Consider the following 24,436-nt stretch of genomic DNA (forward strand, 5'->3'; position numbering starts at 1 on the left):
ATCGCTCTAGATCATGAAATGTTTAAGGAACCAGCTTGTAGCCGCCGCTTTCTGTCACAAGAATTTCGGCATTGGAAGGATCGCGCTCAATCTTCTGGCGCAGCCGGTAGACATGGGTTTCCAGCGTGTGGGTGGTGACGCCGGAATTGTAACCCCACACTTCTTCCAAGAGCACGTCGCGCGTTACCACCTTCTGGTCGGCGCGATAGAGATATTTGATGATCGAGGCTTCCTTTTCGGTCAGCCGCACCTTGGCGCCGCGCGGATCGATCAAAAGCTTCTGGCTGGGCTTGAAGGTGTAGGGGCCGACCGAGAAGGTGGCGTCCTCGCTCTGCTCGTGCTGGCGCAACTGCGCACGGATGCGCGCCAAGAGCACCGCGAAGCGGAAAGGCTTGGTGACGTAATCGTTGGCGCCGGCCTCGAGCCCCAGAATGGTGTCGGAATCGGTGTCGTGGCCGGTCAGCATGATGATCGGGGCCTTATAGCCGCCCTTGCGCAGGATCTTCACCGCCTCGCGACCGTCCATGTCCGGCAGGCCGACGTCCATGATGAGCAGATCGACAAGGCCGCCGCGCGCCGTGGCGACGCCTTTTGCGGCAGTGGCTTCCTGCTGGACGTCGAATTCCTCGTAAAGCGCCAGTTGCTCGACGAGGGTGGCTCGCAGGTCGTCGTCGTCGTCAACGATCAGAATGGTGCGTGATGTCATGATCAATCCGTTGTTTTAAAAAGAATATTCAGTTGACCTCCCCCCATTTATGCGGAAGCTCACCGGCGCAACAGTCGTTCACAGTGATTTGTTCCGTGAGACAATCATACAAGAAAAAACGCGCGCGCAATGCGGCAGGCGAATTTTTGCCGAAGGGGCTGCATGTCCTGGTTGTGCGTGCGAGGCCCGGCAACCCTGCGCAGGGATTGCTGCAAGCCGGCCAAACGGTGTTTCCCTGCGCCCTCGGGCGCGGCGGCATTTCCGCCAGCAAGCGTGAGGGCGACGGCGCGACGCCACTGGCTGCGATGCGGATATTGTCAGGCTATTTCCGCAACGACCAGTTTCCCGGCGGCCGCCGGACGGGGCTGGCGATGGCGCCGATCGGCCCGGATCTCGGCTGGTGCGAGGTGCCGGACGACCGCAACTACAATCGGCCGGTGAAGATCCCTTACGGCGCCAGCCATGAACGGATGCGGCGCGCCGACCGGCTCTACGATGTGTGCCTGGTGCTGGACTGGAACATCGTGCCGCGCCGGCGCGGGTGCGGCAGCGCGATCTTCTTCCATCTGGCGCGTCCCGGCTTCACGCCGACGCAAGGCTGCGTCGCGGTGACGGCGCGCACCATGGCGAGGCTGCTGCCGCTGCTGTCGGACCGGACGGTGGTGAAGGTGGTGAGGTAGGGAGTAGGGGGTAGGGGGTAGGGGAGTAGGATATGTCACGGAGGACGCACGTCCACCGAAGCGAGATTCTCTGCCTACTCCCCTATTCCCTCAGTGCCGCTTAGGCTGCTGCCAGCCGGTATCCAGCAATCCGATCCGGCCAAGGTCCCGGTTCATCGCCTTTGCGACGTCCCTGCGCTCGACGCCGATGTCGCGCAGCTGACGGTCGGAGAGATCCTCGACGGATTCGTCGGGAAGCCGAGCGGCGACCCCGGCCTGGCGCAGCCACTCGAATGCCGAACGCAGCCAAAGCGTGATGCCGGAGTTGGATTTCGGAGCGGCGTGGGACTTCAGGACGATCTCGGTCATGGCGCTATCCGTGTTCTTCGGATATCAAATCCGGTTTGATGGTTTATCGATGCAGCCATCTTGCCGGATTGAAAAACAAACGGGAAACGAGTAGTTCTTGTCCGATTATCAAGTTTTTTTTGGAGATAGGGATGGCCCGCTTGCTGCCCGGAACGCGTGCGTTGAGGACGTTCGAGGCAGCGGCGAGGCACCTCAATTTTACCCGTGCCGCGGACGAGCTTGGCCTGACGCCGGCGGCGGTCAGCCACCAGATCAAGGAAATAGAGGATCAGCTCGACCTCGTGCTGTTCACGCGCACCAGCCGCACCATGCGGCTGACCGAAGCGGGAAACGTTCTGTTCGAAGCCTCGGTCGATGCGCTCGACCTGCTTGGCCGCGCCGTTACCCGCGCGCGCAAGATGGCGAGAGGCACGGCGCTGCTGAAAGTGACGCTCGACGCGCAGTTCGCAACCAAGTGGCTGATGCGGCGCGTCGACGGTTTCCGCCGGCAAAAGCCGGGCGTCGAGTTGCGCTTCGACATTACCTATGAAGTCAGAGATTTCGAGCGGGACGATGTCGATATCGGCATTCGTTTCGGTACCGGTAAATATCCCGGGCTCTGCGCGCACCGGCTGTTCGAGAACATCATCATCCCCGTCTGCAGCCCGGCGCTGCTCGCCTCAGGCCCGCCGCTGAAGGAGCCGCGCGATCTCTTCCACCATACGCTGGCGCATATCGAATGGTCTCGGCAGGGCGTCACTTGGCCGAACTGGAGCATGTGGATGCACGCGGCAGGGGTCGAAGATTTCGACGACAGCCGCACCCTTGTCTTCGCGTCCTCGACCGATGCCGCGCAGGCGGCGCTCGACGGCAATGCGGTGGCGCTTGCCGACTTCGCCATGGTGGCCAACGACCTTTCGCAAGGGCGGCTGATCCGGCCCTTCGAACTCGGCATCAAGGTCGCGCCGGAGTTCGCCTATTTCCTGGTTTATCCGGAAGCGATGAAGGACGACGCGCGCATCGTCGCCTTCCGCGAATGGCTTCTCGACGAAGTCACGAAAGACGCAGACGCGGGTTAGCGACGCTCCGGACCGCGCTCTCTCTCTGTTTGGCGCAATTCCGACGGAACCGTTTCACACTTTTCCTGGAAGTGCCCTAGCCTGCCGGCGCGGCCGGCGCGCCGAACCAACCGATCACGGCGCCGATGATGAGCAGCACGCCGAGCCAATGGCCGGCATCGATCAGCGTTAGGTCCCAGCCAAAGCCCTGATAGCGGTGGTTGACCGACAGCGTGGTGGCGACAAAGCCAAACCAGAGCACAAAGCCGAAGATCACGCCGGCGAGCGGGTTGGGCTCGCCGCCGGTCATCGCGCCGACCACCAGCGCCATGACCAGCGCCATGACGAGCTCGGCGACGAAGCTGACGATGAACGGAACGGCCGAGCGCTTCATCGTCGCCGGATCGAGCTTTGCCGCCTTCAGCCAGGGCCTGCTCAGGCCCATGTACCAGGCGGCACCGAACAGCCACGCCATGACGGCCGCGGCGATCACCGCCAGCCAGTTCACCGTTGAGAAATCCATAGAATCCCCTTCCCGAAAGATGAGCGATGGAATCCCTGTTGGCCGGCTGCGTCAAGCCGAAGCGGCGGAAACCCATCGCCACACGGTCGTGCGCTTGACCTCGGCATCCTCCAGCACGCGCGTCACCGGTACCTGGTAGACGGCGAGCGATTGCAGTCCGGTCTTCGGCAGATAGGCGCGCCCGGGATCGCCGACGAGGATGTCGGCGCCGCGCGCCTTGAGGCTCGTGAACCACGGCGTCAACCTCTCCGCCAAAGGCTTGTCGTAGAAGACATCGCCGGCCAAGACGACGTCCCAGCCGTCATCCGTGCCGATGGAGTCCGCATCCAGGAAATCGGCCTTCACGCCATTGGCTTCCAGGTTGAGGGCGATAACCGTCGCGCAAAAGGGATCGATATCGGCCGCGGTCAGTTCAGCCGCGCCGGCCTTCAAGGCAGCGATGGCGACCATGCCGGAGCCGGAAGCGAAGTCGAGCACGCGTTTGCCCTGCAACGTCGCCGGATGGTCGAGCACATAGCGGGCAAGGCCCTGGCCGCCGGCCCAGGCGAAAGCCCAGAAGGGCGGCGGCAGGCCGATCTCGGCCAGCTCCTCCTCGGTGCGCAGCCAGAGGTCGTGCGCCTCGTCAGCCAGGTGCAGCAGCACTTCCGGCACGTGCGGCGGCGCCATCAGCGCCGTATTGTCGAGGATGAATGTCCTTGCGTTTTTGGGGGTGAGTCTGGTCACGGTGCCGGGTCGAGGCCGGCCATGCGGCAGACTTCTTTCCACTCTGCCGGCGTCACCGGCTGCACGGAAAGCCGGCCAAGCCGCACCAGCGCCATGTCGGCCAGCTTCGGATTGGCCTTGACCTGTTCCAGCGTCACCGGCTTCGGCACGTCCTTGCAGGCGCGGATGTCGACGCATTCCCAGCGTGGATCGTCGGTGGTGGAGTCGGGGTGGGCAAGCGCGCAAACCTCGGCGATGCCGACGATGTCGAGGCCTTCATTGGAATGGTAGAAAAAGCCGAGATCGCCGATCTGCATGGCTTTCATGTTGTTGCGCGCGGCGTAGTTGCGCACGCCGTCCCACTGCGTGCCGGCCTTGCCCTTCGCCTTCAGCGCCTCGAAGGAAAAGACCGAAGGTTCGGACTTGAACAGCCAGTAGTTCATCTCAGTTGTCCCCTTGCCATTGTCGGTTCGCCCCGATTGAAGCGTTGGCGCTCTTCCTTATCCTTTCCCCGTTCTCGCGGGGAGAGGGAGCGCCGCGACCGGTCACGCGGCGGCGGGCTTCTGGAAGACCCAGTTCCATGGACGGATTTCGACGCTTTCGAACAGGCCGGCCTTGGCATAGGGGTCGGCGGCCGCCAGGGCTTGCGCGCCGGCCATGTCGGGCGCCTCGATCATCACCAGGCTTCCGTCAGGCTTGCCGGCAGCGTCGAGGAAGGGACCTGCAAAGGCAAGTCTTCCTTCGCTGATCAGGCCTTCCAGGAACGCCGCATGCGCCGGCCTTGTGTCGGCGCGCAGCTGCAAGCTGCCGGGCTTGTCCTTGCAAATCAACGCAAACAGCATGTTTCAACTCCGAGGCTTCAGATGTCGGTTTCGGTTTTGAGCGGCCGCGTCATCAGCGCCGTCACAGCCTGGCCGATGGTCACTTTGCCATCGAGGATGGCGGCGACCGCGGCAATGATCGGCGCCTCGATGCCGCGCTCGGCGGCGATGCGGGCAGCAATGCCGGCCGTCGGCACACCTTCGGCGAGCGGCAGGCCGGTGAGCTCCTTGCCTTGGCCGAGCGCCAGGCCGTAGGCGAAGTTGCGCGACTGCGCCGAGGAACAGGTGAGCAGCAGGTCGCCGAGGCCGGAGAGCCCCATCAGCGTCTCCGGCCTGGCGCCGAAGGCGGCGCCGATGCGGCGCAGCTCGACGAAGCCTCGCGTCACCATGGCGGCCTGGGCGCTGGCACCAAGCTTGGCTCCGGTGACGGCGCCGGCAGCAATGGCGAAGACGTTCTTCAGCGCGCCGCCGATCTCGACGCCGATGAGATCGTCGCTGGAATAGCAGCGCAGGTTCTCGGCCGAGAAGCGGGCAGCGAGATCGGCCGCCAGTTCTCCGTCGCGGCCGGCCACCACCACGGCCGTCGGCAGGCCGCGCGCGACATCGCTGGCGAAGCTCGGGCCGGAAAGTGCTGCGACCGGATTGTCGGGCAGGTTTTCCTCGACGATCGAGGACAGCAGCGCGCCGGTGTCGCGCTCGATCCCCTTGGCACAGAGGACGAGCGGCACGCCGGATGGCACATGGCCGGCGGCGGCGGTCAGCACCACGCGCAGCGATTGCGCGGGCGTTACCGCCAGCACGCAATTCGCACCGTCGAGCGCAGCAGCGATATCGCTGGTGGCGACGATGCCGGGCTCGATCGCGATGCCGGGCAGATAGTGCGGGTTTTCGCCACGGTCGATCGCGGCGACGGTGTCGGGATCGCGGGCATAGAGGCGGACAAAATGGCCGGCGCGCAGCATGGCGAGCGCCAGCGCCGTGCCCCAGGCGCCGCCGCCAAGCACCGCTACGCGCCAGCCGCTGGGCGCCTTGGTTTGTGCGCCGTTCGTGACCGCGTCAGTCATGCCTTTGCCCCGCGACGGCCCGAGCCGACCAAGGGAGCGGAAACACTGTCCAGCGGCCAGCGCGAGCGCGGCACGAAGTCGGCGGCGCTCGCGTCGGCCACCCCGGCGCGCAGCCGCTCGATGCCGGCCCAGGCGATCATCGCGGCATTGTCGGTGCAAAGCTTTTGCGGCGGCGCGACGAATGCGAAGCCGGCCTTGGAACAGCGCGCCTCCAACGTCGCCTTGATCGTGCGGTTGGCGGCGACGCCGCCGGCGACGACCAGCGCCGGCTTTGCCGTCTCGGGAAATTCCTTGCGGAAACGGGCGAGCGCCCGCGCGACACGGTCGCCCAGCGCATCGGCCACCGCAGCCTGGAAGGAGGCGCAGATGTCGGCGACGTCCTGGTCCCTGAGCGGCGCGATTGCCGTTGCCGCCTGGCGCACAGCCGTCTTCAGGCCGGAGAAGGAGAAATCCGGCTGCGCCGACCCTTTCATCGGACGCGGGAAGGCAAAGCGGCTCGCATCGCCGCCGGCCGCTGTCTTTTCTACGTTGGGCCCGCCCGGATAGGGCAGGCCAAGCATCTTGGCCGTCTTGTCGAAGGCTTCGCCCAGCGCATCGTCGATGGTCGTTGCCCAGCGCTGGTAGTCGCCGACGCCGCGTACAGCGACGATCTGGGTGTGGCCGCCGGAGACCAGCAAGAGCAGATAGGGAAAGTCGAGCCCCTCGGTCAGCCGGGCAGTCAGCGCGTGACCTTCGAGGTGGTTGATGGCGATCAGCGGCTTGTTCGCGGCGGCGGCGATCGCCTTGGCGGTCATCAGACCAACGATCAGCCCGCCGACCAGCCCCGGCCCGGCAGTCGCGGCGACGGCGTCGACCCCATCGAGCGATACGGCCGAATCGGTCAGCGCTGCCTCGACGATCCCATCCAGCGCCTCGACATGGGCGCGCGCGGCAATCTCGGGCACGACGCCGCCGAAGGCGGCATGCTCCTCGATCTGGCTCAAGACGACATTGGAGAGGATTTCGGGCGCGGAGTCGCCGTCCAGCGCCACCACGCTGGCGGCCGTCTCATCGCAGCTTGTCTCAATGCCCAGAACGCGGATCAATTCGTCGCTGTCCTCGAAGATTGTGTCTCCGACCTTTCCTATATAGGAGGTCTGTCGATAGTCAGGTCGTGCCAGCCTGCGAATGGCGGTTTTCTGCGCTTCCGGCGCTCACGTACCCAAAAGTACGCTCCGCTCCGGTTCTCGAGATCCGCTTTTTTCGGCTCGGCCTGACCTGAATCTCGGCAGACCTCGAAATCGCCTCGGGGGTTATCACGGACCGCGCGCCATGCAAACCACCTTGAAAATCGGAACACGCGGCAGCCCGCTGGCGCTCGCCCAGGCGCATGAAACGCGGGCGCGGCTTATGCAGGCGCATGGCCTGCCCGAGCAGGCCTTCGACGTTGTGCCGATCTCGACCAGCGGCGACCGCATTCAGGACCGGCCGTTGTCGGAAGCGGGCGGCAAAGGCCTGTTCACCAAGGAGATCGAGGAAGCGCTGCTCGATCGCCGCATCGATATCGCCGTGCATTCCTCGAAGGACATGCCGACGGTGCTGCCCAACGGGCTGGAGCTTTCCGTCTTCCTGCCGCGCGAGGACGCGCGCGACGCCTTCATCGGCAAGACCGCGAAGCGGATCGCCGATCTGCCGCATGGCGCCACGATCGGCTCGTCGTCGCTCCGGCGCCAGGCGCTGCTCCGCCGGATGCGGCCGGACCTCAATGTGGTGATGTTCCGCGGCAATGTGCAGACCAGACTGCGCAAGCTGGATGAGGGCGTGGCCGAAGGCACCATCCTCGCCTATGCCGGGCTGAAGCGGCTCGGGCTCGAGAGCGTGATCACCGATCTGATGCCGCTGGATGTCTTTCCGCCGGCGCCGGGGCAGGGGGCGATCGGCATCGAAAGCCGCATCGGCGACGGCGTGGTCGACAATATGTTGGCGGCTATTCACGACATGCCGACCGGTCAGGCGCTGGCCTGCGAGCGCGCTTTTCTTGCTGCGCTCGACGGCTCCTGCCGCACGCCGATCGCCGGCCATGCGACCGTCTCGGACGAAAACCTGTCTTTCGCCGGGCTGATCATCTCGCCCAACGGCACCGAGTCGCATGAGGTCAAATTGGACGGCCGGGCCCGGGACGCGGCGAATATCGGCGCGGAAGCCGCGCGGGCCGTGCGCGCCAAGGCCGGCGCAAAATTCTTCGACGGCTGGGCCTGATATGGCCCGCGTCCTGGTGACGAGGCCGGAACCGGGCGCCTCCCGCACGGCCCGGCGCCTTGAAGCCCAGGGGTTCCAGCCCGTGCTGCTGCCACTGACAAAAACGGCGGCGCTGCCGGTCGAGGCACGCGTCCTTGCCGCTGCTGCCGCGGTTGCCGTTACCAGCGCCAATGCGGTGCGCTATGCGCCCAAGGAACTGGTCGCCGCGCTTGCCGCCCTGCCTTGCCATGCGGTCGGGACAAGGACGGCGGAAGCCTGCCGTGCGGCTGGATTTACGTCCGTCTTTGAAGGCCCAGGCGATGCCGAAGCACTGGCCGGCCAGATAACCGCCGAACTTACGGGCAAGGAGATGGTTTATCTTTGTGGCCGGGTGCGCTTTCCGGTGTTCGAAGAACGGCTGGCGGCAGCCCGGGTGCGTGTCCGGCCTGTCGAGACCTACGACACCATCGAATTCGATTATGGCGACGATGCCGTCGTTGCCCGATTGTCGGGCACGCCGGTCGAGGCAGTGCTGCTCTATTCGGCCAAGGCGGCACCCATGATGATTGGCCTGGCCATGCGCCCAGCACTGCGGCATCTCTTTGAACGGGCGGAGTTTTTGGCCCTGTCCGTAAGAATCGCCAAAGAATTGGACGGGGTTGGCGGGCAAAAGGTTCGCATTGCCTCTCAACCCGACGAGGACGCGCTGTTCCAGCTTTTGTCGCTACCGGGCTGAGCCGCGTCATCACACCGCCCCTTTTCACCGCTTGGTGATGTGGTAGAGCATCCTTGAGCTGTAGACCCTTTGAACCATCCTCAAGCCAATTTGCGGAGCCCAAGCATGGTCAAGACGCCTAAGGTGCGACATTCGAAGAGCCGCCGCGAGCCGGTGACCATCGAACTCGAACCCGGCGCCGTCTCGCGAATCACCGACGAGGATGCCGACAATACCGATACCAACACGGAACGAACCGACGAGGCGAAGGCAGAGGAAGGGGCTGCTGCTTCGCAGCCGGAAGCTCCCGAAGAGCCGATCCATGCCGAACAGGCCGACATCGAGCCGTGGGAACACACCGACGCGGCGCGGGGCGGAGCTGACCAGGCTGGAACCAACAAGGATGGGGCGCAAGCATCCTATCCGGGCACGGATGAGGCTCCGAAGAGCGAACCAAAAAGCTTCGGCTACAGTGCCGAGGATGCGTCGGCAGCCAAGACCAGTTCTGCCGCCTCGGCGTCGAAGCCGAGCGAAACCCGAAGCGACGATCGCGACTTCCCGGCCGCCAGGCGCTCAGGCGTCAACATGATTGCTGCCGGCGTGATCGGCGGCGTTGTCGCGCTTGCCGGCGCCGGCCTTCTGCAAGCGGTAGGGCTGCTCGGTTCTCCGACTTCGGTCGGCGGGCCCTCGCCCGACGGCGTCACCGGCGAGATCGCTTCGCTGAGAAGCCAAATCGCGGCGCTTAAGGAGGTGGCCGATACCGGCGCTTCGGCCAAGGTCGACGGCCTGTCCTCGGCGCTCGACCAGGTGAAGTCGGACGTCGCGGCGCTGAAATCCTCGGCCGGACAGGGCGGCGACGGCGCCGCGCTCAAGGCGCTCACCGACAAGGTCGGCCAGATCGAGACGTCGGTCGCCGACCTGCAGAAGGCCGGAAATGCTGCACCGGTCGATCTCGCCCCGCTCAACGAGAAGCTCGCCGGGCTCGACGCGCTTGTGAAATCGGCGGGCGACGCGGCGAAGGCGGCGGACAGCCGGATCGCTGCGCTGGAACAGTCGGTGCAGCAGCTCTCCGGCAAGGTCGACGCGCAGGCCTCGCAGCCGAAGATCGCGTTGGCGATTGCCGCTTCGGCGCTGAAGGCGGCGCTCGATCGCGGTGCGCCGTTCGCGACCGAGCTCGACACGTTCGCCGCCATTGCGCCTGACTCGCCGGAGCTTGGCGTTCTGCGCGGCTATGCGGAAAAAGGCGTGCCCACGCGAGCCACCATCGCTTCCGAGGCCGAAGCCGCCGCCAACGCCATGATCGAAGCGGCAACGCCGGTCGACCAGAATGCCGGCTTCTTCCAAAGCCTGGTGTCGAGCGCGAAATCGCTGGTGCAGGTGCGGCCGGTCGGCGCCGTCGAAGGCAAGGGCGTGCCGGAAACGGTCGCGCGCATTGAAGTGGCAGTCGACCAGGGCGACTATGCCAAGGCGCTCGCCGAATACGATACCCTGCCCGATGCGTCGAAGGCGGCCGGCGCCGACTTCGCCAGCAAACTGAAGGCGCGGCTCGAAGTCGAAAAGCAGATCGAAGCGCTGATTGCCGGCGCGACCAAGGCATGAGGACCGTCAGATGATCCGCATCCTCGCCTTCCTCGCCGTCGTGTTCGCGCTGGGGCTCGGCTTTGCCTGGCTGGCCGACCGTCCGGGCGAGATGATCATCACCTTCAACGGTTACCAGTACCAGGTCACGCTGATGGTGGCGGCGGTGGCGATCGTCGCCGTGGTCGCAGCGGTGATGATCGTCTGGTGGCTGATCAAGTCGCTGTGGAACAGCCCCTATGCGATCTCGCGCTATTTCCGGGTCCGCCGCCGCGATCGCGGCTACCAGGCGCTGTCGACGGGGATGATCGCAGCCGGCGCCGGCGACGGCGCGCTGGCGCGCAAGAAGACCAAGGAGGCGGCCAAGTTGATCAGTTCCGACCAGGAGCCGCTGATCAACCTGCTCGATGCGCAGGCCTCGCTGCTCGAAGGCGACCATGACGGCGCGCGGGAAAAGTTCGAGCGCATGCTCGATGATCCGGAGATGCGACTGCTCGGCCTGCGCGGGCTCTATCTCGAAGCTGAGCGACTGGGCGACCGCAACGCCGCGCGCCACTATGCCGGTCGTGCCGCAGCTGTGGCACCGCAGCTTGCCTGGGCGGCGGAATCGACGCTTGAAGAGCTGACCGAGCGCGGCGACTGGGACGGCGCGTTGAAGCTGGTCGAGGCGCAGAAATCGACAAGGCAAATCGAACGCGATGCCGCCAACCGCCGCCGCGCCGTGCTGCTCACTGCCAAGGCGCAGGCGCTGGTCGACAGCGATCCGAACGCTGCCCGGACCGCGGCGCTCGAAGCCAACAAGCTGGCGCCCGATTTCGCGCCGGCCGCGGTGATCGCGGCCAACCTGCTGATTAAGCACAACGATGTGCGCAAGGGTTCCAAGATCCTGGAGACGGCTTGGCGGGCCGAACCGCATCCGGACATCGCCGAGCTCTACATCCATGCGAGGCCGGGCGATGCCGTGCTCGATCGCCTCAACCGGGCGAAAAAGCTGCAGGAATTGAAGAAGAACCATGCCGAATCGTCGATGGCCGTGGCACGCGCCGCGCTCGACGCGCAGGATTTCGCCACCGCCAGGCGCGAGGCGGAATCCGCCATCCGCATTGATCGCCGCGAAGGCGCCTATCTGTTGCTGGCCGACATCGAGGAGGCCGAAAGCGGCGACCAGGGCAAGGTGCGGCAGCTGCTGTCCAAGGCTGTGCGCGCGCCGCGCGATCCGGCCTGGGTGGCGGACGGTGTCGTCTCGGAGCGCTGGGCGCCGGTATCGCCGATCACCGGCAAGCTCGACGCGTTCACTTGGCGCGCGCCGATGGAGCGGCTCGGGCAACTAATCGACAGCGAGGTTGAGGAGGCGGTTCCCGCGATCGCTGCATCGGCGCCCGCTTTGCCGGCTGACGAGAGAGCGATCGACCTTGAGCGCGATAGTTCGGCCGAGAAGGCGGCCGCCGAGGCGCCGAACGGCATCGAGAGGGAAACCGAGGTCGCCGCCGCCGATGACATGGTGGTCGAGCAGGCGCCGGAGTTGCCGCGCTTGCCGGATGATCCCGGCGTCACGCCGGAAGACGAGGCGGAAAAATCGCCGCGCCGGTTTCGTTTGTTTTGAGGCTCGGCTTGGCGGACAGGGAAAAAGCATCGATGTTCGAACGCGTATTGTCCTTCCTGAGGGATTTGCCTGCTGCGGGCGCGAGCAAGCCAAGCGCGGACGATCCGCGCGTCGCGGCCTCGGCGCTGCTCTATCACGTGATGAACGCCGACGGCGTGCGCCAGGATATCGAGTGGGAGCGCTTCAAGGAGATCCTGGCCGAGACCTATTCGATCAGCGGCGACGACCTCGACGCGCTGGCCGCCGCCGGCGAGCGTGCCGATAACGAGGCGATCGACCTCTATGCCTTCACCAGCGTGCTCAAGCGCCATCTGGATGCCGAGGCGCGCAAGGCCTTCATCGGCCTGATGTGGGAGATCGTCTACGCCGACGGCGAGCTGCACGAGCTCGAGGACAACACCGTCTGGCGCGTCGCCGAACTGATCGGTGTCGAGCGCCACGACCGCATCGAGGCGCGCCGCAAGGCGGCGGCCGAAGCGCCGGGCGCGCGGGGCACATCGAGCGACGAATAGCTGGACCTTTCTTCTTCCATGCCACCCAGACCCAGGCCGAGACCAAAAATCCTGATCGTGCTGCATCAGGAGACTTCGAGCCCCGGCCGCGTCGGCCATATGCTTCTGGAAGAAGGTTTCGATCTCGACATTCGCCGGCCGCCGCTTGGCGAAGAGCTTCCCTGCACTTTGGACGGCCACGCCGGGGCGGTGATCTTCGGCGGGCCGATGAGCGCCAACGACCAGGACGAGTTCGTCCGGCGTGAGACCGAGTGGATCGAAATCCCGCTCAAGGAAAACCGGCCTTTTCTTGGGATCTGCCTCGGCGCGCAAATGCTCGCCAGGCATCTTGGCGGCAGGGTCGAGGGCCATGGCGAAGGACTGGTCGAGATCGGCTGGTATCCGCTGAAGGCGACCGACGCCGGCAAGAAACTGCTGCACTGGCCGGAGATGGTCTACCAGTTCCACCGCGAGGGCTTTTCCCTGCCGAAGGACGCGACGCTGCTCGCCACGGCCGAAACCTATCCCAACCAGGCTTTTCGTTATGGCGAGAATGCCTGGGGCATTCAGTTTCATGGCGAGCTGACCAGGGTGATGATGCAGCGCTGGGTGGTGCGAGGCGCGCATCGCTTCGAGCTGCCCGGCGCGCAGCCCGGCCGCGATCATCTCGGCGGTCGGCTGATCTGGGACATGCACCTCAAGCGCTGGCTCGGCGAATTTTTGAGCCTGATCTTCGGCAAGCCGGCCGTCGGATAGATTTTGCCAAGTTGCTGCGCCGGCAATTAGTTCCTGCTATTCAAATGCCGCACCTGCCGCAGCGCAGGGAACAACCAAGCCCAGATCCCGGCAACCGCGATGGCGCCGATGCCGCCGATCACCACCGCCGGCACGGTGCCGATCAGCGCCGCCATGGTGCCGGCGCGGAACTCGCCAACCTCGTTGGAAGCGCCGACGAAGACCTGGTTGACGGCGTTGACGCGGCCGCGCACCTCGTCCGGCGTCCAGAGCTGGATCAGCGTCTCGCGGATATAGACGCTGAACATGTCGGTGGCTCCGAGCATGGCGAGCGCCACGATCGACAGCCAGGTGATGGTCGAGACGCCGAACAGGACGGTGAAGGCGCCGAACAAGGCGACGAAACCGAGCATGATCTTGCCGGCATGGTCGCGGATCGGATGGCCGGCGAGCCAGACCGCCACGGCGATGGCGCCGATGCCAGGCGCCGAGCGCAGCAGGCCGAGGCCCCAGGGCCCAAGCTCCAGAATGTCGCGGGCATAGACCGGCAGCAGCGCCGAGGCGCCGGAGAGCAGCACCGCGAACAGGTCGAGCGAGATCGCGCCGAGCACGATCTTCTCGCCCCAGATGTAACGAAAGCCGGCAAACAGGGTCTGCATCGTCGGCTTGTCGGTGGCCGTCTGCTGCGCGGGCTTGGGGATGGTGAAGACGAGCAGCGCGGCGACAAGCATCAGGATCGCCGCAGTAGCGTAGGCGATCTCCGCCGAAAGGCCGTAGAGCAGGCCGCCGGCGACCGGGCCGACGATGGTTGCCGTCTGCCAGGCCGACGAATTCCAGGCAATGGCGTTGGCGAAATCCTGTGGCGGCACCAGATTGGCGACCAGCGAGGACGAGGCCGGCCCGTAGAAGGCGCGGGCGATGCCGAACATGGCGAGCACGACGAAGATCGGCAGCGGGCCGCCAAGGCCGCGCAGCGTCAGCAACAACAGAGTGAGCGCACAGCCGGCCTCGACGAACGACGCCAATGTCATGATCAGGCGGCGGCCGAAGCGGTCGGCGACGACGCCGGTGACAAGCACCAAGAGCAGCGACGGCAGGAACTGGACGATGCCGACGATGCCGAGGTCGAAGGGATTGCGCGTCAGGTCGTAGATCTGCCAGCCGACGGCGACGGAGACGATCTGGGTGGCGAAAGTGGTGAGGAAGCGCGCCGTCCAGTAGCTGAGATACGGCCGGTGCCGGAAGGCGGCGTAGCGCTGTTCAGGTGAAGTTGCTTCGGCGGTCATGATTCGAGGGCCCCGTTGTGACATCGGCCGGCGGGGCACTTCCACGGTGGGCGCTGTTCCGGCCGGAGACCCTTAGCCCAGTTCGCCTCGTCGCGCGCGCAAAAAATCGGCGCCGCATGAAGGATCTTCGGGATTGTCGTTCGCGGTGGAAAGAGGCTCAGTCTCCCAGCGCAGCGGAAATCGCTTGCAACCCGCCGCGCAATTCCGCCTCTTTCGGCCAGCCGAAGCCGACGCGGAAGAAGCGCTTCGGCATCTCGAACCAGTGGCCGGGGCCGACATAAGTGCCGTGTTCTTCCAGGAGCCGCAAGTAGAACCGGTCGAGGTCGAAATCCGCATCGACATTCAGCCGCGGGAAGCCGACCACACCGCCTTGCGGACGCACCCAGTCGACCAGCGGCTCGCCGTCGATCCAAGCCTGGACGATATCGCGGCGCTTGGCCATCTCCGGCAACAACGATGCAAGGAAGGCATCGCGCCGCTCGAGCATGAAGCGTGCGATCGCCTCGTCGATGACACTGCCGCAGATGCCGATCTGCTCCTTGGCGGCGAGGAAAGTCTCTTGCAGAGCGTGGTCCTTGCTGACCAGCCAGCCGATGCGGATGCCCGGAATGCCGAATGCTTTCGAAAGGGAACAGACGCTGATCGCGCTTGGACTGAGCGATGCCGCGGAGGGCAGGCGCTCGCCATAGGACAGATCGCGATAGGTTTCGTCGACCAGCAGCCGGCAGCGGCGGGTTTCGGCAAGCGCGACCAGCGCGTCGAGATCGGCGCCGGTCATCATCGTGCCGGTCGGGTTGTGCGGGCAGGTGACGCTGATCAGCCTGGTGTTCGGCCGCACCGCCGCCGCGACGCGCGCGGCATCCACGGCGAAGCCCTCGTCGAAGTCGAGATCGACATAGGTGATGGCGCAGCCGATCGCCTTGGGCGTCTCGATATTGGTGGCATAGTTCGGCCGCACGACGACGAGATGGTCATCGGCCGAAAGCAGCGAGGTAGCAATGATGAACAGCGCGCCGGCAGCGCCGGCTGTAACCAGCACGTCGTCCGGGGAGAGCCCTTTGTCCTGCCCGGCGATCAGCGCGCGCAATTCCTTGTCGCCGCGATGCTCGCCGTAGAACAAGGTGAGGTCGGGCAGCGAGAGGCCGATATCGGCAAGCTTCTGGTCGGCGATCGAGCTTTCGGAGAGATTGAAGCGGATCCGGTCGTAGCCGTATTCCTCCGGCGCTTCCTTCTCGATCACCATCCTCGCATAGTTCATGGCTCACCCGAACAGCATTCGCTTGTCTTATCCAAGCCAAAAGCAGGAAGCCTGCCAAGGCGGATTCCTTGGCAGGCTTCTTCAAACCGTTGGCACAGGGCCAAGATCGTTCAGGCGGGGGCCTTTACCTTCCTGGCCTTTGCCGGCTTCTCCGGCTCGGCTTCGGCCTTGCGGCCGAGGCCGATCGACTTGGCGAGCTCGGAGCGCGATGCCGCGTAGTTAGGCGCGACCATCGGGTAGTCTGCCGCCAGGCCCCATTTGGTCCGGTAGGCTTCCGGGCTCAGCCCGAAATGCACGCCGATATGACGCTTCAGCGATTTGAACTTCTTGCCGTCCTCGAGGCAGATGATGTAATCCGGCGTCACCGAGCGCCGGGGATTGACGGCAGGAACGGGCGGCGGTGCCGGCGGAGTCGGCGGCTGGTTCAGGGCGCCGATCGAGGAGGCGACACTGGCGATGAGCTCGCCCAGGCCCGAAGCAGGCAGCCGGTTCTTGGCGACATAGGCCGACACGATGTGGGCGGTGAGCTCGAGCAGGTCGACATCTTCCTTGGCTGCATTGGTTTCCTCGTCCACGTCAGTCCTCCTCTATGCCGCACGGCCACAAATCGGGATGTAAAATCAGCGCGCTGCCGCGCCCTTGGCGCGCCGAGGCAGGCGCATGTGCGGCAGGCCGGCGGATTCCTAGTCGGCAAACCTGCGCGGCGCAACGACAGGTCGTGCGACTACACGTTATTTTGAACGACTATACTGAAAAGTAAAAATATCAGACGATCAGCGCCTTATCGCGCCACAGTCGAAACCCGCCTTCGAAGGCACGTGTGTTGTCGCCGCGCCTGGATTTTGCAGGCAATTCATCGAGCTTGTCGACATTGCCGCCGCCGATGACCACATAGTCCGGCTGCAAGGCGGCGCGAAGCCTGTTTACGACATCGAAAACGTATCTGCGCCATTTTTTCTTGCCGCGCTTTTCCAGGCCGCGCTCGCCGACATAGTCCTCGAAGCTGCCGCCCTTCTTGTAAGGAAGATGAGCAAGCTCCATCGGCTGCCCGACATTGTCGAGGATCATGGCGGCGCCCAGGCCGGTGCCGAGGCCGAGGAACAGCATACGGCCGCCGTCATAGCTGCCGATCGCCTGCAGGAGCGCGTCGTTGACGACTTTGACCGGCTTGCCGAAGGCGGCGGCGAAATCATAGCCGTTCCAGCCCTTGCCGAGATTGAAGGGATCGAGCGACGGCTTGTTGTCCCTGACCGGACCGGGATAGCCCATCGAAATGACGTCGTAATCCAGGCCCTCGGCCAGCTTCTTCACCGAAGCCACCATCTGCTCAGGTGTCAGGCCCGGCCCGGACTCGGTGCGGCGCATCTCGCCGCCCGCGCTGGTGAGAATTTTCACACGCGATCCGCCGACGTCGATGGTGAGGACGACTTGCCCGTCCTTCGTCGAAGCCCGTTTTGCTGCTTTCGCCATCCGGTCCCCCGAGAAGCTATTTCGTCGGATTGATCCAGCCATTGGGCGGGCCGAAGCCGTTCATGGCGTCGGCCGGCCCCCAGGTCTTCGGCGCGTAAATCGGAGGCGGCGTGGTGTCGCCAAGCACCGGTCCGACGATCCGCCATGCAAGCTCGGCCGCGTCCTGGCGCGTGAAGAGCTGGCCGTTGCCGTTCATCGCGTCGCCGATCAGCCGCTCATAGGGCGGCATGTCGCCCTTGGTGTCGTCGAGCGCGGTCAGTTCCACCTGCTCGCCGATCATGTCGTCGCCGGCTACCTTGCGCTGGGCGCCGATCGAGATCGCCACCTGCGGATCGATACGGAAACGGACATAGTTGGCGTCGCCCGGCTTGATCGGATCGAAGACGTCGAGCGGCGGACGCTTCAGCCGCACGATCACTTCGGTCGCATGCACCGGCATGTTCTTGCCGGCGCGGATGAAGAAGGGCACGTCCTGCCAGCGCCAGGTGTCGACGAAGAAGCGTACGGCGGCGAAGGTCTCGACCGGCGAGTTCGGCCGCACGCCCGGTTCGGCCAGATAGCCGTCGAACTGGCCGCGCACGACATCGTCCTTGGTCAAGGTGCGGATGGCGCGCAGCACCTGCACCTTCTCGTCGATCAAATCGTCGGCAGAGCGGCCGACCGGCGGCTCCATGGCGAGCAACAGCAGGATGTTGAGCAGATGGTTCTCGATGACGTCGCGGATGCAGCCGACGTCGTCATAGAACTTGCCGCGGCCTTCGATGCCGAAATCCTCGGCCATGGTTATCTGCACGCTCTCGACGAAGTTGCGGTTCCAGATCGGCTCGAGGAAGGCGTTGGCGAAACGGAAATAGAGCAGGTTCTGGATCGCTTCCTTGCCGAGATAGTGGTCGATGCGGAAGATCGACTGTTCGTCGAACACCAGGTGCAACACGCGGTTCAGCCAGCGGGCCGACTGCAAATCGTGGCCGAAAGGCTTTTCGACCATCAATCTGGCGCCCCGCGCGGTGCCGGATTGTTCGAGCCCCTGGACGACGGTTTCGAACATGGTGGGCGGCACTGCCATGTAATGCAGCGGCCGCTGCGCCGAGCCGAGCGCTGCTTTCAATTTCTCGAATGTCGCCGGATCTCGATAGTCGCCGCTGACATAGCGCAGCAGCGAGGCGAGCCTGGCGAACACCTTGTCGTCGACGCCGCCCAGCGCATTGACGACGCCGTCGCGGGCACGGTCCACCAGCTTGCCAAGATCCCAGGGATCGAATGCGACGCCGATCACCGGCTCGCTCAGCGTCCCCTTGGCGACCATGTGATAGAGGGCCGGAAATATCTTCTTGTGCGCAAGGTCGCCGGTCGCCCCGAAAAGCACCAGCGTGTCGGATCTCTCCTGGCTCATCCCGTCACTCCCGCCCTCACGCCTTCGGCTTTTCGACATGGCCGCCGAAAGCGTAGCGCATGGCGGACAAGAGCTTGTCGGCAAAGGCGGATTCGCCTTGCGAGGAGAAGCGGTCGAACAGGGCCGAGGAGAGCACCGGCGCCGGAACGCCGGTGTCGATCGCGGCCTTCAAGGTCCAGCGGCCTTCGCCGGAATCGGAGACGCGGCCGCCGAACTGGGCGAGCGACGGATCGTTCTTCAGCGCGCCGGCGGTGAGATCGAGCAGCCAGGAGCCGATGACGCTGCCGTGGCGCCAGACTTCGGCCACGGCGGGCAGGTCGATGTCGAACTGATAGTATTGCGGGCTTTCGAGCGGGCTGGTTTCAGCGTCCGCCGTGCGGGCGCGCTTGCCGGCATTGGCCGATTTCAGGATGTTGATGCCCTCGGCGTAAGCGGCCATGACGCCGTATTCGATGCCGTTATGAACCATCTTGACGAAATGGCCGGCGCCGCTCGGCCCGCAATGCAGATAGCCGTAAGGCGCGGTTCCGGCGTCCTTCGGCGGATTGGAGCCCGGGTCGGCGCCCGGCGCCAGCGTGGCGAAGACCGAATCCAGGTGTTTCACGGCGTCGTCGGGGCCGCCGATCATCAGGCAGTAGCCGCGCTCCAGTCCCCAGACGCCGCCGCTGGTGCCGACATCGACGAAATTTATGCCCTTGGTCGCCAACTTCGCCGCCTGGTCGACGGCGTCGTGATAATAGGAATTGCCGCCGTCGATGATGATATCGCCCGGCTCCATCAGCGCCGCAACCTGGTCGACGATCCTGCCGGTGATCGCCGCCGGCAGCATCAGCCAGGCGCAGCGCGGCTTGGCGAGCTTGGCGACGAACTCCTCCAGCGAGGCGGCGCCGATGGCGCCGTCCTTGACCATGCCGGCGACACTTGCCGAATTGATGTCGTAGACGACGCATTCGTGGCCGTCGCGCATCAGGCGGCGCACCATGTTGGCGCCCATCCTGCCCAGTCCCATCATTCCGATCTGCATGGTGTTATCCTAATAGCTTGAGGAAAGAACCTTACTGGCTATCCGAAGGATCGATGCCGACGGTGAAGTCGACATTCTCCCAACGGCTCGCTTCGGGCCAGAAAAATGTGAAGACGACCGTCGATCCCGGCTGCAGGCCGGCGACATCCAGGTCAACCAGGTGGACGCCGAAGGCGTTCTCCACCGTGTTGTCGTCGCGCACCGTCAGCCATTTGTCGCTACTCCAGTGAACCACGCCGCGCGCCGCAAGTTCCACGCGCAGGAGCTTGCCGGCGGGAAGCGAGCGGATCTTGTTGTTGAAGCGCCATGTCCTGAACGGCGACACGGTTTTGCGCTTGATGTAGCGCTCGACGCCCTGCGGCGGCATGTCGAAGACCTTGCCGTCGCGCAGCGAGCGCAGCAGCTTGATGTGCTCGGCATGCGCCCAGACCAGCGGCATGGCGCTGCCCGATGGCGCGCCGAGCCGCAATTCGCGCTCCGGCAGGTCGGGTCTGTCCCAGACCTGCTCCGGCAGCAGGCCGCCTGCACCGGCAGAGCGCTCGAAGGTCTCGAGCAGCTCGGCCGCTTTGCCGGGTCGCCCGGCGGCCAGCTCGTAATGCGCGCGCTCGCCGGCGAGCAGCGGCCAGGGCCGGCCCCGGCCGGTGCCATCGAAGGGCGAACCATCCTCATGCTCGCCATAGCCGTCGCCGGTATAGCGGTACCAGAGCGGGCCCTGCGGCAACTCGCAGCGCAGAAGCGCGTCGATGGCTTTGACCGTGTTCACGATGCGCGCATCGTCGGCGGCTCTCAGTCCGAAGCGGACCAGCGCCAGCGCGTCGGGACTTATGATGGCCTCGGCCGGCCGATGGCTATCGCCGGGCGGCCGGTTCTTGATCGGCACGAAACCGTCCTTCGGCGAAGCGGCGCCAGCACGGTCGGGCGGTGCGATGCGGACATAGTAGCCGTCGACGCCCTCCCTAGCGCAGAGTTCGGTGCCGGTGACATAGGTCCAGCGCTCGATCTGGTCGTTCCAGCAATCGGCCGTCTCGCGCAGATAGTTTGCCGGCTCTTTTTTGTCGCAAGCATCCAGCATGTCAGCCGCCGCAAGCAGCGCCGCGATCTCGACGGCGAGCGTGAACGGGCTGTAGCCGGCGTCCTCTTCCCAGCGGTCCTCGCCGGTGACCGGGCCGTTGCGCACCACATAGGAAGCCGCGCTTTCGATCATGGCTAGGAAGTCGTCGAGCTTCGCGCGCGGCAGATGACCCGCGCGGCGGAGCGCGTCGGCAAGCAGCAGCGGAAAGGCGCATTCGTCCATCTGAATGCCAGGCCAGTAGGGCGTGCCGCTCGCCCAGCAGTTCTGCGGCCAATGACCGTCCGGCTGTTGGTTCGAGCGGAGATAGGTGAGAATATCGAGCGCCTGCCAGGCGTCGCCGGCTGCAAGGAAGCCCCCCGCCGTTTCGACCAGGTCGCGCGGCCAGACCAGATGGTAGCCGCCGAGATCGTCGTCGCCCTTGTTGAAGCCCCAGGGGATCGAAAGACTGGCGACTGCGGCTCCAGGCCTGGCGATCGACAGATGCGAGGCAAGCACCGCGGTACTGACGCGGTAGGTATTCAGGCCGGAGGCGGCTTGCCTGTCGAGCGTCTCCAGGCCGGACTGAAATTTCCGCCAGCTGGCGGCATAGGTTTCGGCGGCCGCATCGAAACCGTCCTTCAGGCTGGCCAGCGCGGCTTCAGCCGCCTCTTCCTGCGAGGCGCCGAAGCCGAGCGCCAGCAATGCGGTGCCCTTGCCTGTCGAGAAGCCGATCTCGCCGGTCAGCGCCACATTGCCATCCTCCGCGCGCTGAGCGGCAGGATCGAGCGCGCCGCTATTTCGCAGCTGCTGCCAGCCGTCGGAGAAACCGACATAGCCGGCCGAGCAGGCGCCCCAGGGCAGCGAGGCGGCAAGCGCGAGCGAGACGCCGCGGCCTGACGCAAAGAGGATACGCTGCCCCTTGTGCTCGCCGAGCCAGCCGGTGTTGCCCATGCCGCGATTGACGAGATGCGGCGCGAGCAGCGCGTAGACCTGGTAGTCCGAGGCTGAGCCTTTGAGCGCCGCGAATGTAATTTCCTGCAGCAGAACGGGCCGTTTCGAATCCGTAACAATGCGCTTTTCAATCCGATAGGAGCCATTGACCGCCGTGTTGACCAGGCGATAGCCGGGGACGCCGGCTTCAAATGGCTCGACAAGGTGGGCGGCATCGCGTTTCTCTTCCGAGAAATAGCCACCGGGACCGGTAATGATCAGCCCCAAGTCGCGCGTGCAGGCGCTGTCGAGGCGGGGATAATAGACCTCGTTCAATATGCCGTGACTGATGGTGAACCAAAGCGGGCTGTTCGCTGAAAGCCCGGTGCCGACGCCGCTCTTGGCGCTTGACGTCCAGCGCGCGGGAATTCCCGGGGCGCCCTGAGCAACGGTCGGCGTCACTGCCATCAATTGGCCTCCTGCGGCCGTTCCTAGACCAGGAGCCGGCGGCTTTTCAATCGCCGCACCCGAAGTTGATCGGGCTCGGGTCGCTTGACCCATCGTTGACAGCGGCGCCGTCAAGCGCTCACTATTTCTCGGGCAGGGAGGAACTGCGGAAAACAGGATCGAGGCCGCGCGGCGCGGCTTGGCTGTCGTTCCACGGCATTCATCAGGGGGACAGGGAGGAGACATGTCGGAGGTATCTCCCCAGCTGATCGATCGGCTGCTCGCGATCTCGCGGGCGCTCGCCGGCCATATCGATCCGGGCTCAGCGTTCCGGGCGACAGCGATCGAAATCGGCACGCTCATCCCGCACGACCATATCGATCTGGCGGTGTTGTCGCTCGATGGGCGCATGCATGCCTGCTACGAGGCCGGCTTCCATACCAGCTGGAGCGATCTGGCGCAGCATCCGGTCGAGGGCAGCCCGATCCGGCGCGTGCTGTGGGGCGACACGCCTTATCTTCTGACCGACAACGCGCTTCTCGACGACCGATTCCACTTCGAGGGAGCGTTCGACGGACCGATCTTCGCCGCCAAGCTGCGCAGCCGCATCATCGTGCCGCTGCGGGCACGCGGCAGCGTGATCGGCGCGCTCAACATCAGCCGGCACAAGGCCGGCTGCTACTCGCAAGAGGACGTCGAGGTCGCTCAGCAATGCGCCGACCTCATCGGGCCCTATATGTTCGCGCTGATCCAGACAGAGGAAGCGCGCCGCGCCATGCTCGCCGAAAGCGAGGCGCGCAACCGGGCGGAACTGCTGAGAGTCGGCGCCTCGCAACTGACCGAGGGCATGGAGCGCGAGCGGCGCCGCATGGCCATGGACCTGCACGACCAGACGCTCGCCGACCTTGCCCGCATCGCACGTCAGGTTTCTGCGTTCCGCAGCCGGGGCGTGGCGCGGACGGCCCAGCTTGCCGATCTCGAGCAGGAGGTGGCGGGCTGCCTGGCGGAGCTGCGCCACATCGTCGACGACATGCGGCCGAGCGTCCTGGAACTGTTCGGCCTGCGCGACGCGGTCGAGGCACATCTCAACCGCAGCGTTGCCAGGGCCAAGCCGCCGATCGCGGTGCGCATCGCCGACACCAGCGACGGCAGCGCCGACGGCCTGTCGGAAACACTTCGCACCGCGCTCTATCGCATCGTGCAGGAAGCCATCAACAATGCGGTCCGTCATGCCGCGCCAAGCCGCATCGAGGTGCAGCTGGCGTCGACGGCAACCACATTCAACGTGACCGTCACCGACGACGGGCATGGCTGCGGCGCGATCGATCCCGCCGCTCAAGGCGGCATCGGCCACATGCACACGCGAGCGGCCCTTGTCGGGGCGCGGCTGCGTTTCGAGCCGGCCGACCGCAAGGGCGGCACCAGGGTCGTGATCGAGATCGATCGCGAGTCCGCCGAGGCCGAGGCGGCGGCGTACGGCACCGCGATAACCGAAGCTCAGCCGGTGGCGGAGGCAGTCTGATGCTGGTCATGATCGCCGAAAATGACGGGCTGCACCGCACCTTCGCGCGGCGGACCGTCGAGCAATTGTGGCCCGGCGATGTCGAGGTGATCGAAGCCGGCGACGGCGAGGACGCCATCAATCTTGCGGCGGAACGGCAGCCGCCGCATGTCGTGCTCGACCTGCAACTGCCCAAGGCGACCGGGATCGAGGTGGCGCGCGCCATCTGGAGCCAGCGCGCCGGCACGCATATCCTGTTCTGGTCCAACTTCGCCGACGAGGCCTATGTGCGCGGCGTGGCGCGCATCGTGCCGCCGGGGTCGGTCTATGGCTATGTGCTGAAATCGGCGACGGAAGAAGGCATGCGCTCGGCGCTGCGGGGCGTGTTCCGCGAGGGGCATTGCATCATCGATCGCGAGATCCGCGGCATCCAGCACCGCGTCCAGGACCGGTTCGAGGGCATCACCGACGGCGAGTATGAAAGCCTGATCGACATCGCGCTCGGCCTCACCGACCGAGCGATCGCGGCGCGGCGCGGCCTGTCGATCCGCGGCGCGCAGAGCCGCATCAAGCATGTCTATGACAAGCTCGGAATAGTGCCGCCGGAGGAGGGTGCTGGCGAGGCGTCGGTGTTCAATTCGCGCACCCGCGCAATCTATCTGGCCATGGCGCGCGGCCTGATCAACATCGACGCGCTGCGGCGCGAGCAGGAGCAGCTCGACGCCTGGCTCGCGCAGGCAACGCCGTTGCAGGAGCAGTAAGCCCCGCGATGGGTGAACAGGCTCAGCTTGAATGCTGATTGCTCTTGGCCCTCAGAACGATCGGCTCGGTTTCGATCAATCGAAGCGACCTGACC

The 24,436-nt window shown here is 65.4% G+C and carries 25 protein-coding genes; 10 read left to right on the top strand and 15 right to left on the bottom strand.

Annotation, left to right across the window (positions count from 1 at the left end; genetic code table 11):
- Positions 1–22: 22 nt before the first annotated feature.
- Positions 23–706, bottom strand: a complete 684-nt coding sequence (locus tag P9217_RS12190; protein WP_066998380.1) for a response regulator transcription factor — start codon at positions 704–706, stop codon at positions 23–25.
- A gap of 146 nt (positions 707–852) precedes the next feature.
- Between P9217_RS12190 and P9217_RS12195 the strand changes: the two genes are divergently transcribed.
- Positions 853–1,386 carry a L,D-transpeptidase gene (locus P9217_RS12195; RefSeq protein ID WP_245466583.1) on the top strand — a complete coding sequence of 178 codons (534 nt, stop codon included), beginning with the start codon at positions 853–855 and terminating at the stop codon, positions 1,384–1,386.
- A 90-nt stretch (positions 1,387–1,476) separates the two neighbouring features.
- Here P9217_RS12195 and P9217_RS12200 read toward each other — a convergent pair whose 3' ends face one another.
- Entirely contained in the window at positions 1,477–1,734 is a 258-nt protein-coding gene (locus P9217_RS12200) for a hypothetical protein (protein WP_278085927.1), read from the bottom strand.
- A gap of 131 nt (positions 1,735–1,865) precedes the next feature.
- Between P9217_RS12200 and gcvA the strand changes: the two genes are divergently transcribed.
- On the top strand, positions 1,866–2,792 hold the full coding sequence (gene gcvA / locus P9217_RS12205) for a transcriptional regulator GcvA (RefSeq protein WP_127241137.1): 927 nt from the start codon (positions 1,866–1,868) through the stop codon (positions 2,790–2,792).
- 76 nt (positions 2,793–2,868) lie between these two features.
- Here the strand turns inward: gcvA and P9217_RS12210 are convergent, their stop codons facing one another.
- The 6 genes from P9217_RS12210 to tsaD form a co-directional block, all read right to left on the bottom strand.
- Positions 2,869–3,294: a DUF1761 domain-containing protein gene (locus P9217_RS12210; protein ID WP_127241136.1), complete on the bottom strand. Its 426-nt coding sequence runs from the start codon at positions 3,292–3,294 to the stop codon at positions 2,869–2,871.
- Between the two features lie 51 nt (positions 3,295–3,345).
- Complete coding sequence (locus P9217_RS12215) at positions 3,346–4,017, bottom strand: methyltransferase (RefSeq protein WP_127216599.1); 672 nt, start codon at positions 4,015–4,017, stop codon at positions 3,346–3,348.
- Positions 4,014–4,439 (bottom strand): EVE domain-containing protein, encoded by a 426-nt coding sequence (locus P9217_RS12220; RefSeq protein WP_095826266.1) that lies wholly within the window; start codon positions 4,437–4,439, stop codon positions 4,014–4,016. The genes P9217_RS12215 and P9217_RS12220 overlap by 4 nt, the downstream gene beginning before the upstream one ends.
- 102 nt (positions 4,440–4,541) lie before the next feature.
- Positions 4,542–4,838 (bottom strand): YciI-like protein, encoded by a 297-nt coding sequence (locus P9217_RS12225; protein ID WP_066998315.1) that lies wholly within the window; start codon positions 4,836–4,838, stop codon positions 4,542–4,544.
- Positions 4,839–4,855: 17 nt separating this feature from the next.
- Positions 4,856–5,881 carry an NAD(P)H-dependent glycerol-3-phosphate dehydrogenase gene (locus P9217_RS12230; RefSeq protein WP_127241134.1) on the bottom strand — a complete coding sequence of 342 codons (1,026 nt, stop codon included), beginning with the start codon at positions 5,879–5,881 and terminating at the stop codon, positions 4,856–4,858.
- Positions 5,878–6,963: a tRNA (adenosine(37)-N6)-threonylcarbamoyltransferase complex transferase subunit TsaD gene (tsaD, locus tag P9217_RS12235; RefSeq protein ID WP_278086920.1), complete on the bottom strand. Its 1,086-nt coding sequence runs from the start codon at positions 6,961–6,963 to the stop codon at positions 5,878–5,880. The genes P9217_RS12230 and tsaD overlap by 4 nt, the downstream gene beginning before the upstream one ends.
- A 229-nt stretch (positions 6,964–7,192) precedes the next feature.
- On the opposite strand from tsaD, the gene hemC reads away from it, so the two are divergent.
- The 6 genes from hemC to P9217_RS12265 all read left to right on the top strand — a co-directional run bounded on the left by hemC (position 7,193) and on the right by P9217_RS12265 (position 13,241).
- Positions 7,193–8,119, top strand: coding sequence for a hydroxymethylbilane synthase (gene hemC / locus P9217_RS12240; RefSeq protein WP_278085926.1), 927 nt, complete (start codon positions 7,193–7,195; stop codon positions 8,117–8,119).
- Position 8,120: 1 nt separating this feature from the next.
- Complete coding sequence (locus tag P9217_RS12245) at positions 8,121–8,834, top strand: uroporphyrinogen-III synthase (RefSeq protein ID WP_278085925.1); 714 nt, start codon at positions 8,121–8,123, stop codon at positions 8,832–8,834.
- A gap of 105 nt (positions 8,835–8,939) precedes the next feature.
- Positions 8,940–10,412: a mitofilin family membrane protein gene (locus P9217_RS12250; RefSeq protein ID WP_278085924.1), complete on the top strand. Its 1,473-nt coding sequence runs from the start codon at positions 8,940–8,942 to the stop codon at positions 10,410–10,412.
- 10 nt (positions 10,413–10,422) lie between these two features.
- Positions 10,423–11,994, top strand: coding sequence for a heme biosynthesis protein HemY (locus tag P9217_RS12255; RefSeq protein WP_278085923.1), 1,572 nt, complete (start codon positions 10,423–10,425; stop codon positions 11,992–11,994).
- Between the two features lie 32 nt (positions 11,995–12,026).
- Positions 12,027–12,506 carry a TerB family tellurite resistance protein gene (locus tag P9217_RS12260; protein ID WP_278085922.1) on the top strand — a complete coding sequence of 160 codons (480 nt, stop codon included), beginning with the start codon at positions 12,027–12,029 and terminating at the stop codon, positions 12,504–12,506.
- Between the two features lie 18 nt (positions 12,507–12,524).
- Positions 12,525–13,241 carry a glutamine amidotransferase gene (locus P9217_RS12265; RefSeq protein WP_278085921.1) on the top strand — a complete coding sequence of 239 codons (717 nt, stop codon included), beginning with the start codon at positions 12,525–12,527 and terminating at the stop codon, positions 13,239–13,241.
- A gap of 26 nt (positions 13,242–13,267) precedes the next feature.
- Here the strand turns inward: P9217_RS12265 and P9217_RS12270 are convergent, their stop codons facing one another.
- The 7 genes from P9217_RS12270 to P9217_RS12300 all read right to left on the bottom strand — a co-directional run bounded on the left by P9217_RS12270 (position 13,268) and on the right by P9217_RS12300 (position 22,100).
- Complete coding sequence (locus tag P9217_RS12270) at positions 13,268–14,506, bottom strand: MFS transporter (RefSeq protein WP_066998282.1); 1,239 nt, start codon at positions 14,504–14,506, stop codon at positions 13,268–13,270.
- Positions 14,507–14,663: 157 nt separating this feature from the next.
- On the bottom strand, positions 14,664–15,764 hold the full coding sequence (locus tag P9217_RS12275; RefSeq protein ID WP_278085920.1) for a pyridoxal phosphate-dependent aminotransferase: 1,101 nt from the start codon (positions 15,762–15,764) through the stop codon (positions 14,664–14,666).
- A 110-nt stretch (positions 15,765–15,874) separates the two neighbouring features.
- Positions 15,875–16,339 carry a MucR family transcriptional regulator gene (locus P9217_RS12280; protein ID WP_067323014.1) on the bottom strand — a complete coding sequence of 155 codons (465 nt, stop codon included), beginning with the start codon at positions 16,337–16,339 and terminating at the stop codon, positions 15,875–15,877.
- Positions 16,340–16,529: 190 nt separating this feature from the next.
- The gene (locus P9217_RS12285) at positions 16,530–17,234 is read right to left on the bottom strand and encodes an ROK family protein (protein WP_278085919.1); all 705 of its coding nucleotides are present in this window, start codon (positions 17,232–17,234) and stop codon (positions 16,530–16,532) included.
- 16 nt (positions 17,235–17,250) lie between these two features.
- Positions 17,251–18,627 (bottom strand): glucose-6-phosphate dehydrogenase, encoded by a 1,377-nt coding sequence (gene zwf / locus P9217_RS12290; RefSeq protein ID WP_278085918.1) that lies wholly within the window; start codon positions 18,625–18,627, stop codon positions 17,251–17,253.
- Positions 18,628–18,643: 16 nt separating this feature from the next.
- On the bottom strand, positions 18,644–19,651 hold the full coding sequence (gnd, locus tag P9217_RS12295; protein ID WP_095779804.1) for a phosphogluconate dehydrogenase (NAD(+)-dependent, decarboxylating): 1,008 nt from the start codon (positions 19,649–19,651) through the stop codon (positions 18,644–18,646).
- Between the two features lie 31 nt (positions 19,652–19,682).
- A complete protein-coding gene (locus tag P9217_RS12300; RefSeq protein WP_278085917.1) occupies positions 19,683–22,100 on the bottom strand; it encodes a glucan 1,4-alpha-glucosidase in 2,418 nt (805 codons plus the stop codon).
- 223 nt (positions 22,101–22,323) lie between these two features.
- On the opposite strand from P9217_RS12300, the gene P9217_RS12305 reads away from it, so the two are divergent.
- Both P9217_RS12305 and P9217_RS12310 read left to right on the top strand, forming a co-directional pair.
- Positions 22,324–23,601, top strand: coding sequence for a histidine kinase (locus P9217_RS12305; RefSeq protein WP_067323031.1), 1,278 nt, complete (start codon positions 22,324–22,326; stop codon positions 23,599–23,601).
- Positions 23,601–24,341: a response regulator transcription factor gene (locus P9217_RS12310; RefSeq protein WP_278085916.1), complete on the top strand. Its 741-nt coding sequence runs from the start codon at positions 23,601–23,603 to the stop codon at positions 24,339–24,341. The genes P9217_RS12305 and P9217_RS12310 overlap by 1 nt, the downstream gene beginning before the upstream one ends.
- The last annotated feature ends 95 nt before the right edge of the window (positions 24,342–24,436 follow it).

Source organism: Mesorhizobium sp. WSM4989 (genome assembly GCF_029625795.1).
Lineage (GTDB): Bacteria > Pseudomonadota > Alphaproteobacteria > Rhizobiales > Rhizobiaceae > Mesorhizobium.

Excerpts from the sequence above, each read along its gene's own strand:
- P9217_RS12230 (WP_127241134.1), bottom strand. The coding sequence starts at position 5,881 with ATGACTGACGCGGTCACGAACGGCGCACAAACCAAGGCGCCCAGCGGC.
- P9217_RS12300 (WP_278085917.1), bottom strand. The coding sequence starts at position 22,100 with ATGGCAGTGACGCCGACCGTTGCTCAGGGCGCCCCGGGAATTCCCGCG.
- P9217_RS12270 (WP_066998282.1), bottom strand. The coding sequence starts at position 14,506 with ATGACCGCCGAAGCAACTTCACCTGAACAGCGCTACGCCGCCTTCCGG.
- P9217_RS12210 (WP_127241136.1), bottom strand. The coding sequence starts at position 3,294 with ATGGATTTCTCAACGGTGAACTGGCTGGCGGTGATCGCCGCGGCCGTC.
- P9217_RS12250 (WP_278085924.1), top strand. The coding sequence starts at position 8,940 with ATGGTCAAGACGCCTAAGGTGCGACATTCGAAGAGCCGCCGCGAGCCG.
- P9217_RS12220 (WP_095826266.1), bottom strand. The coding sequence starts at position 4,439 with ATGAACTACTGGCTGTTCAAGTCCGAACCTTCGGTCTTTTCCTTCGAG.
- P9217_RS12200 (WP_278085927.1), bottom strand. The coding sequence starts at position 1,734 with ATGACCGAGATCGTCCTGAAGTCCCACGCCGCTCCGAAATCCAACTCC.
- P9217_RS12260 (WP_278085922.1), top strand. The coding sequence starts at position 12,027 with ATGTTCGAACGCGTATTGTCCTTCCTGAGGGATTTGCCTGCTGCGGGC.
- P9217_RS12245 (WP_278085925.1), top strand. The coding sequence starts at position 8,121 with ATGGCCCGCGTCCTGGTGACGAGGCCGGAACCGGGCGCCTCCCGCACG.
- P9217_RS12285 (WP_278085919.1), bottom strand. The coding sequence starts at position 17,234 with ATGGCGAAAGCAGCAAAACGGGCTTCGACGAAGGACGGGCAAGTCGTC.
- zwf (WP_278085918.1), bottom strand. The coding sequence starts at position 18,627 with ATGAGCCAGGAGAGATCCGACACGCTGGTGCTTTTCGGGGCGACCGGC.
- P9217_RS12265 (WP_278085921.1), top strand. The coding sequence starts at position 12,525 with ATGCCACCCAGACCCAGGCCGAGACCAAAAATCCTGATCGTGCTGCAT.
- gnd (WP_095779804.1), bottom strand. The coding sequence starts at position 19,651 with ATGCAGATCGGAATGATGGGACTGGGCAGGATGGGCGCCAACATGGTG.
- P9217_RS12225 (WP_066998315.1), bottom strand. The coding sequence starts at position 4,838 with ATGCTGTTTGCGTTGATTTGCAAGGACAAGCCCGGCAGCTTGCAGCTG.
- gcvA (WP_127241137.1), top strand. The coding sequence starts at position 1,866 with ATGGCCCGCTTGCTGCCCGGAACGCGTGCGTTGAGGACGTTCGAGGCA.
- hemC (WP_278085926.1), top strand. The coding sequence starts at position 7,193 with ATGCAAACCACCTTGAAAATCGGAACACGCGGCAGCCCGCTGGCGCTC.
- P9217_RS12275 (WP_278085920.1), bottom strand. The coding sequence starts at position 15,764 with ATGAACTATGCGAGGATGGTGATCGAGAAGGAAGCGCCGGAGGAATAC.
- P9217_RS12305 (WP_067323031.1), top strand. The coding sequence starts at position 22,324 with ATGTCGGAGGTATCTCCCCAGCTGATCGATCGGCTGCTCGCGATCTCG.
- P9217_RS12255 (WP_278085923.1), top strand. The coding sequence starts at position 10,423 with ATGATCCGCATCCTCGCCTTCCTCGCCGTCGTGTTCGCGCTGGGGCTC.
- P9217_RS12190 (WP_066998380.1), bottom strand. The coding sequence starts at position 706 with ATGACATCACGCACCATTCTGATCGTTGACGACGACGACGACCTGCGA.
- P9217_RS12310 (WP_278085916.1), top strand. The coding sequence starts at position 23,601 with ATGCTGGTCATGATCGCCGAAAATGACGGGCTGCACCGCACCTTCGCG.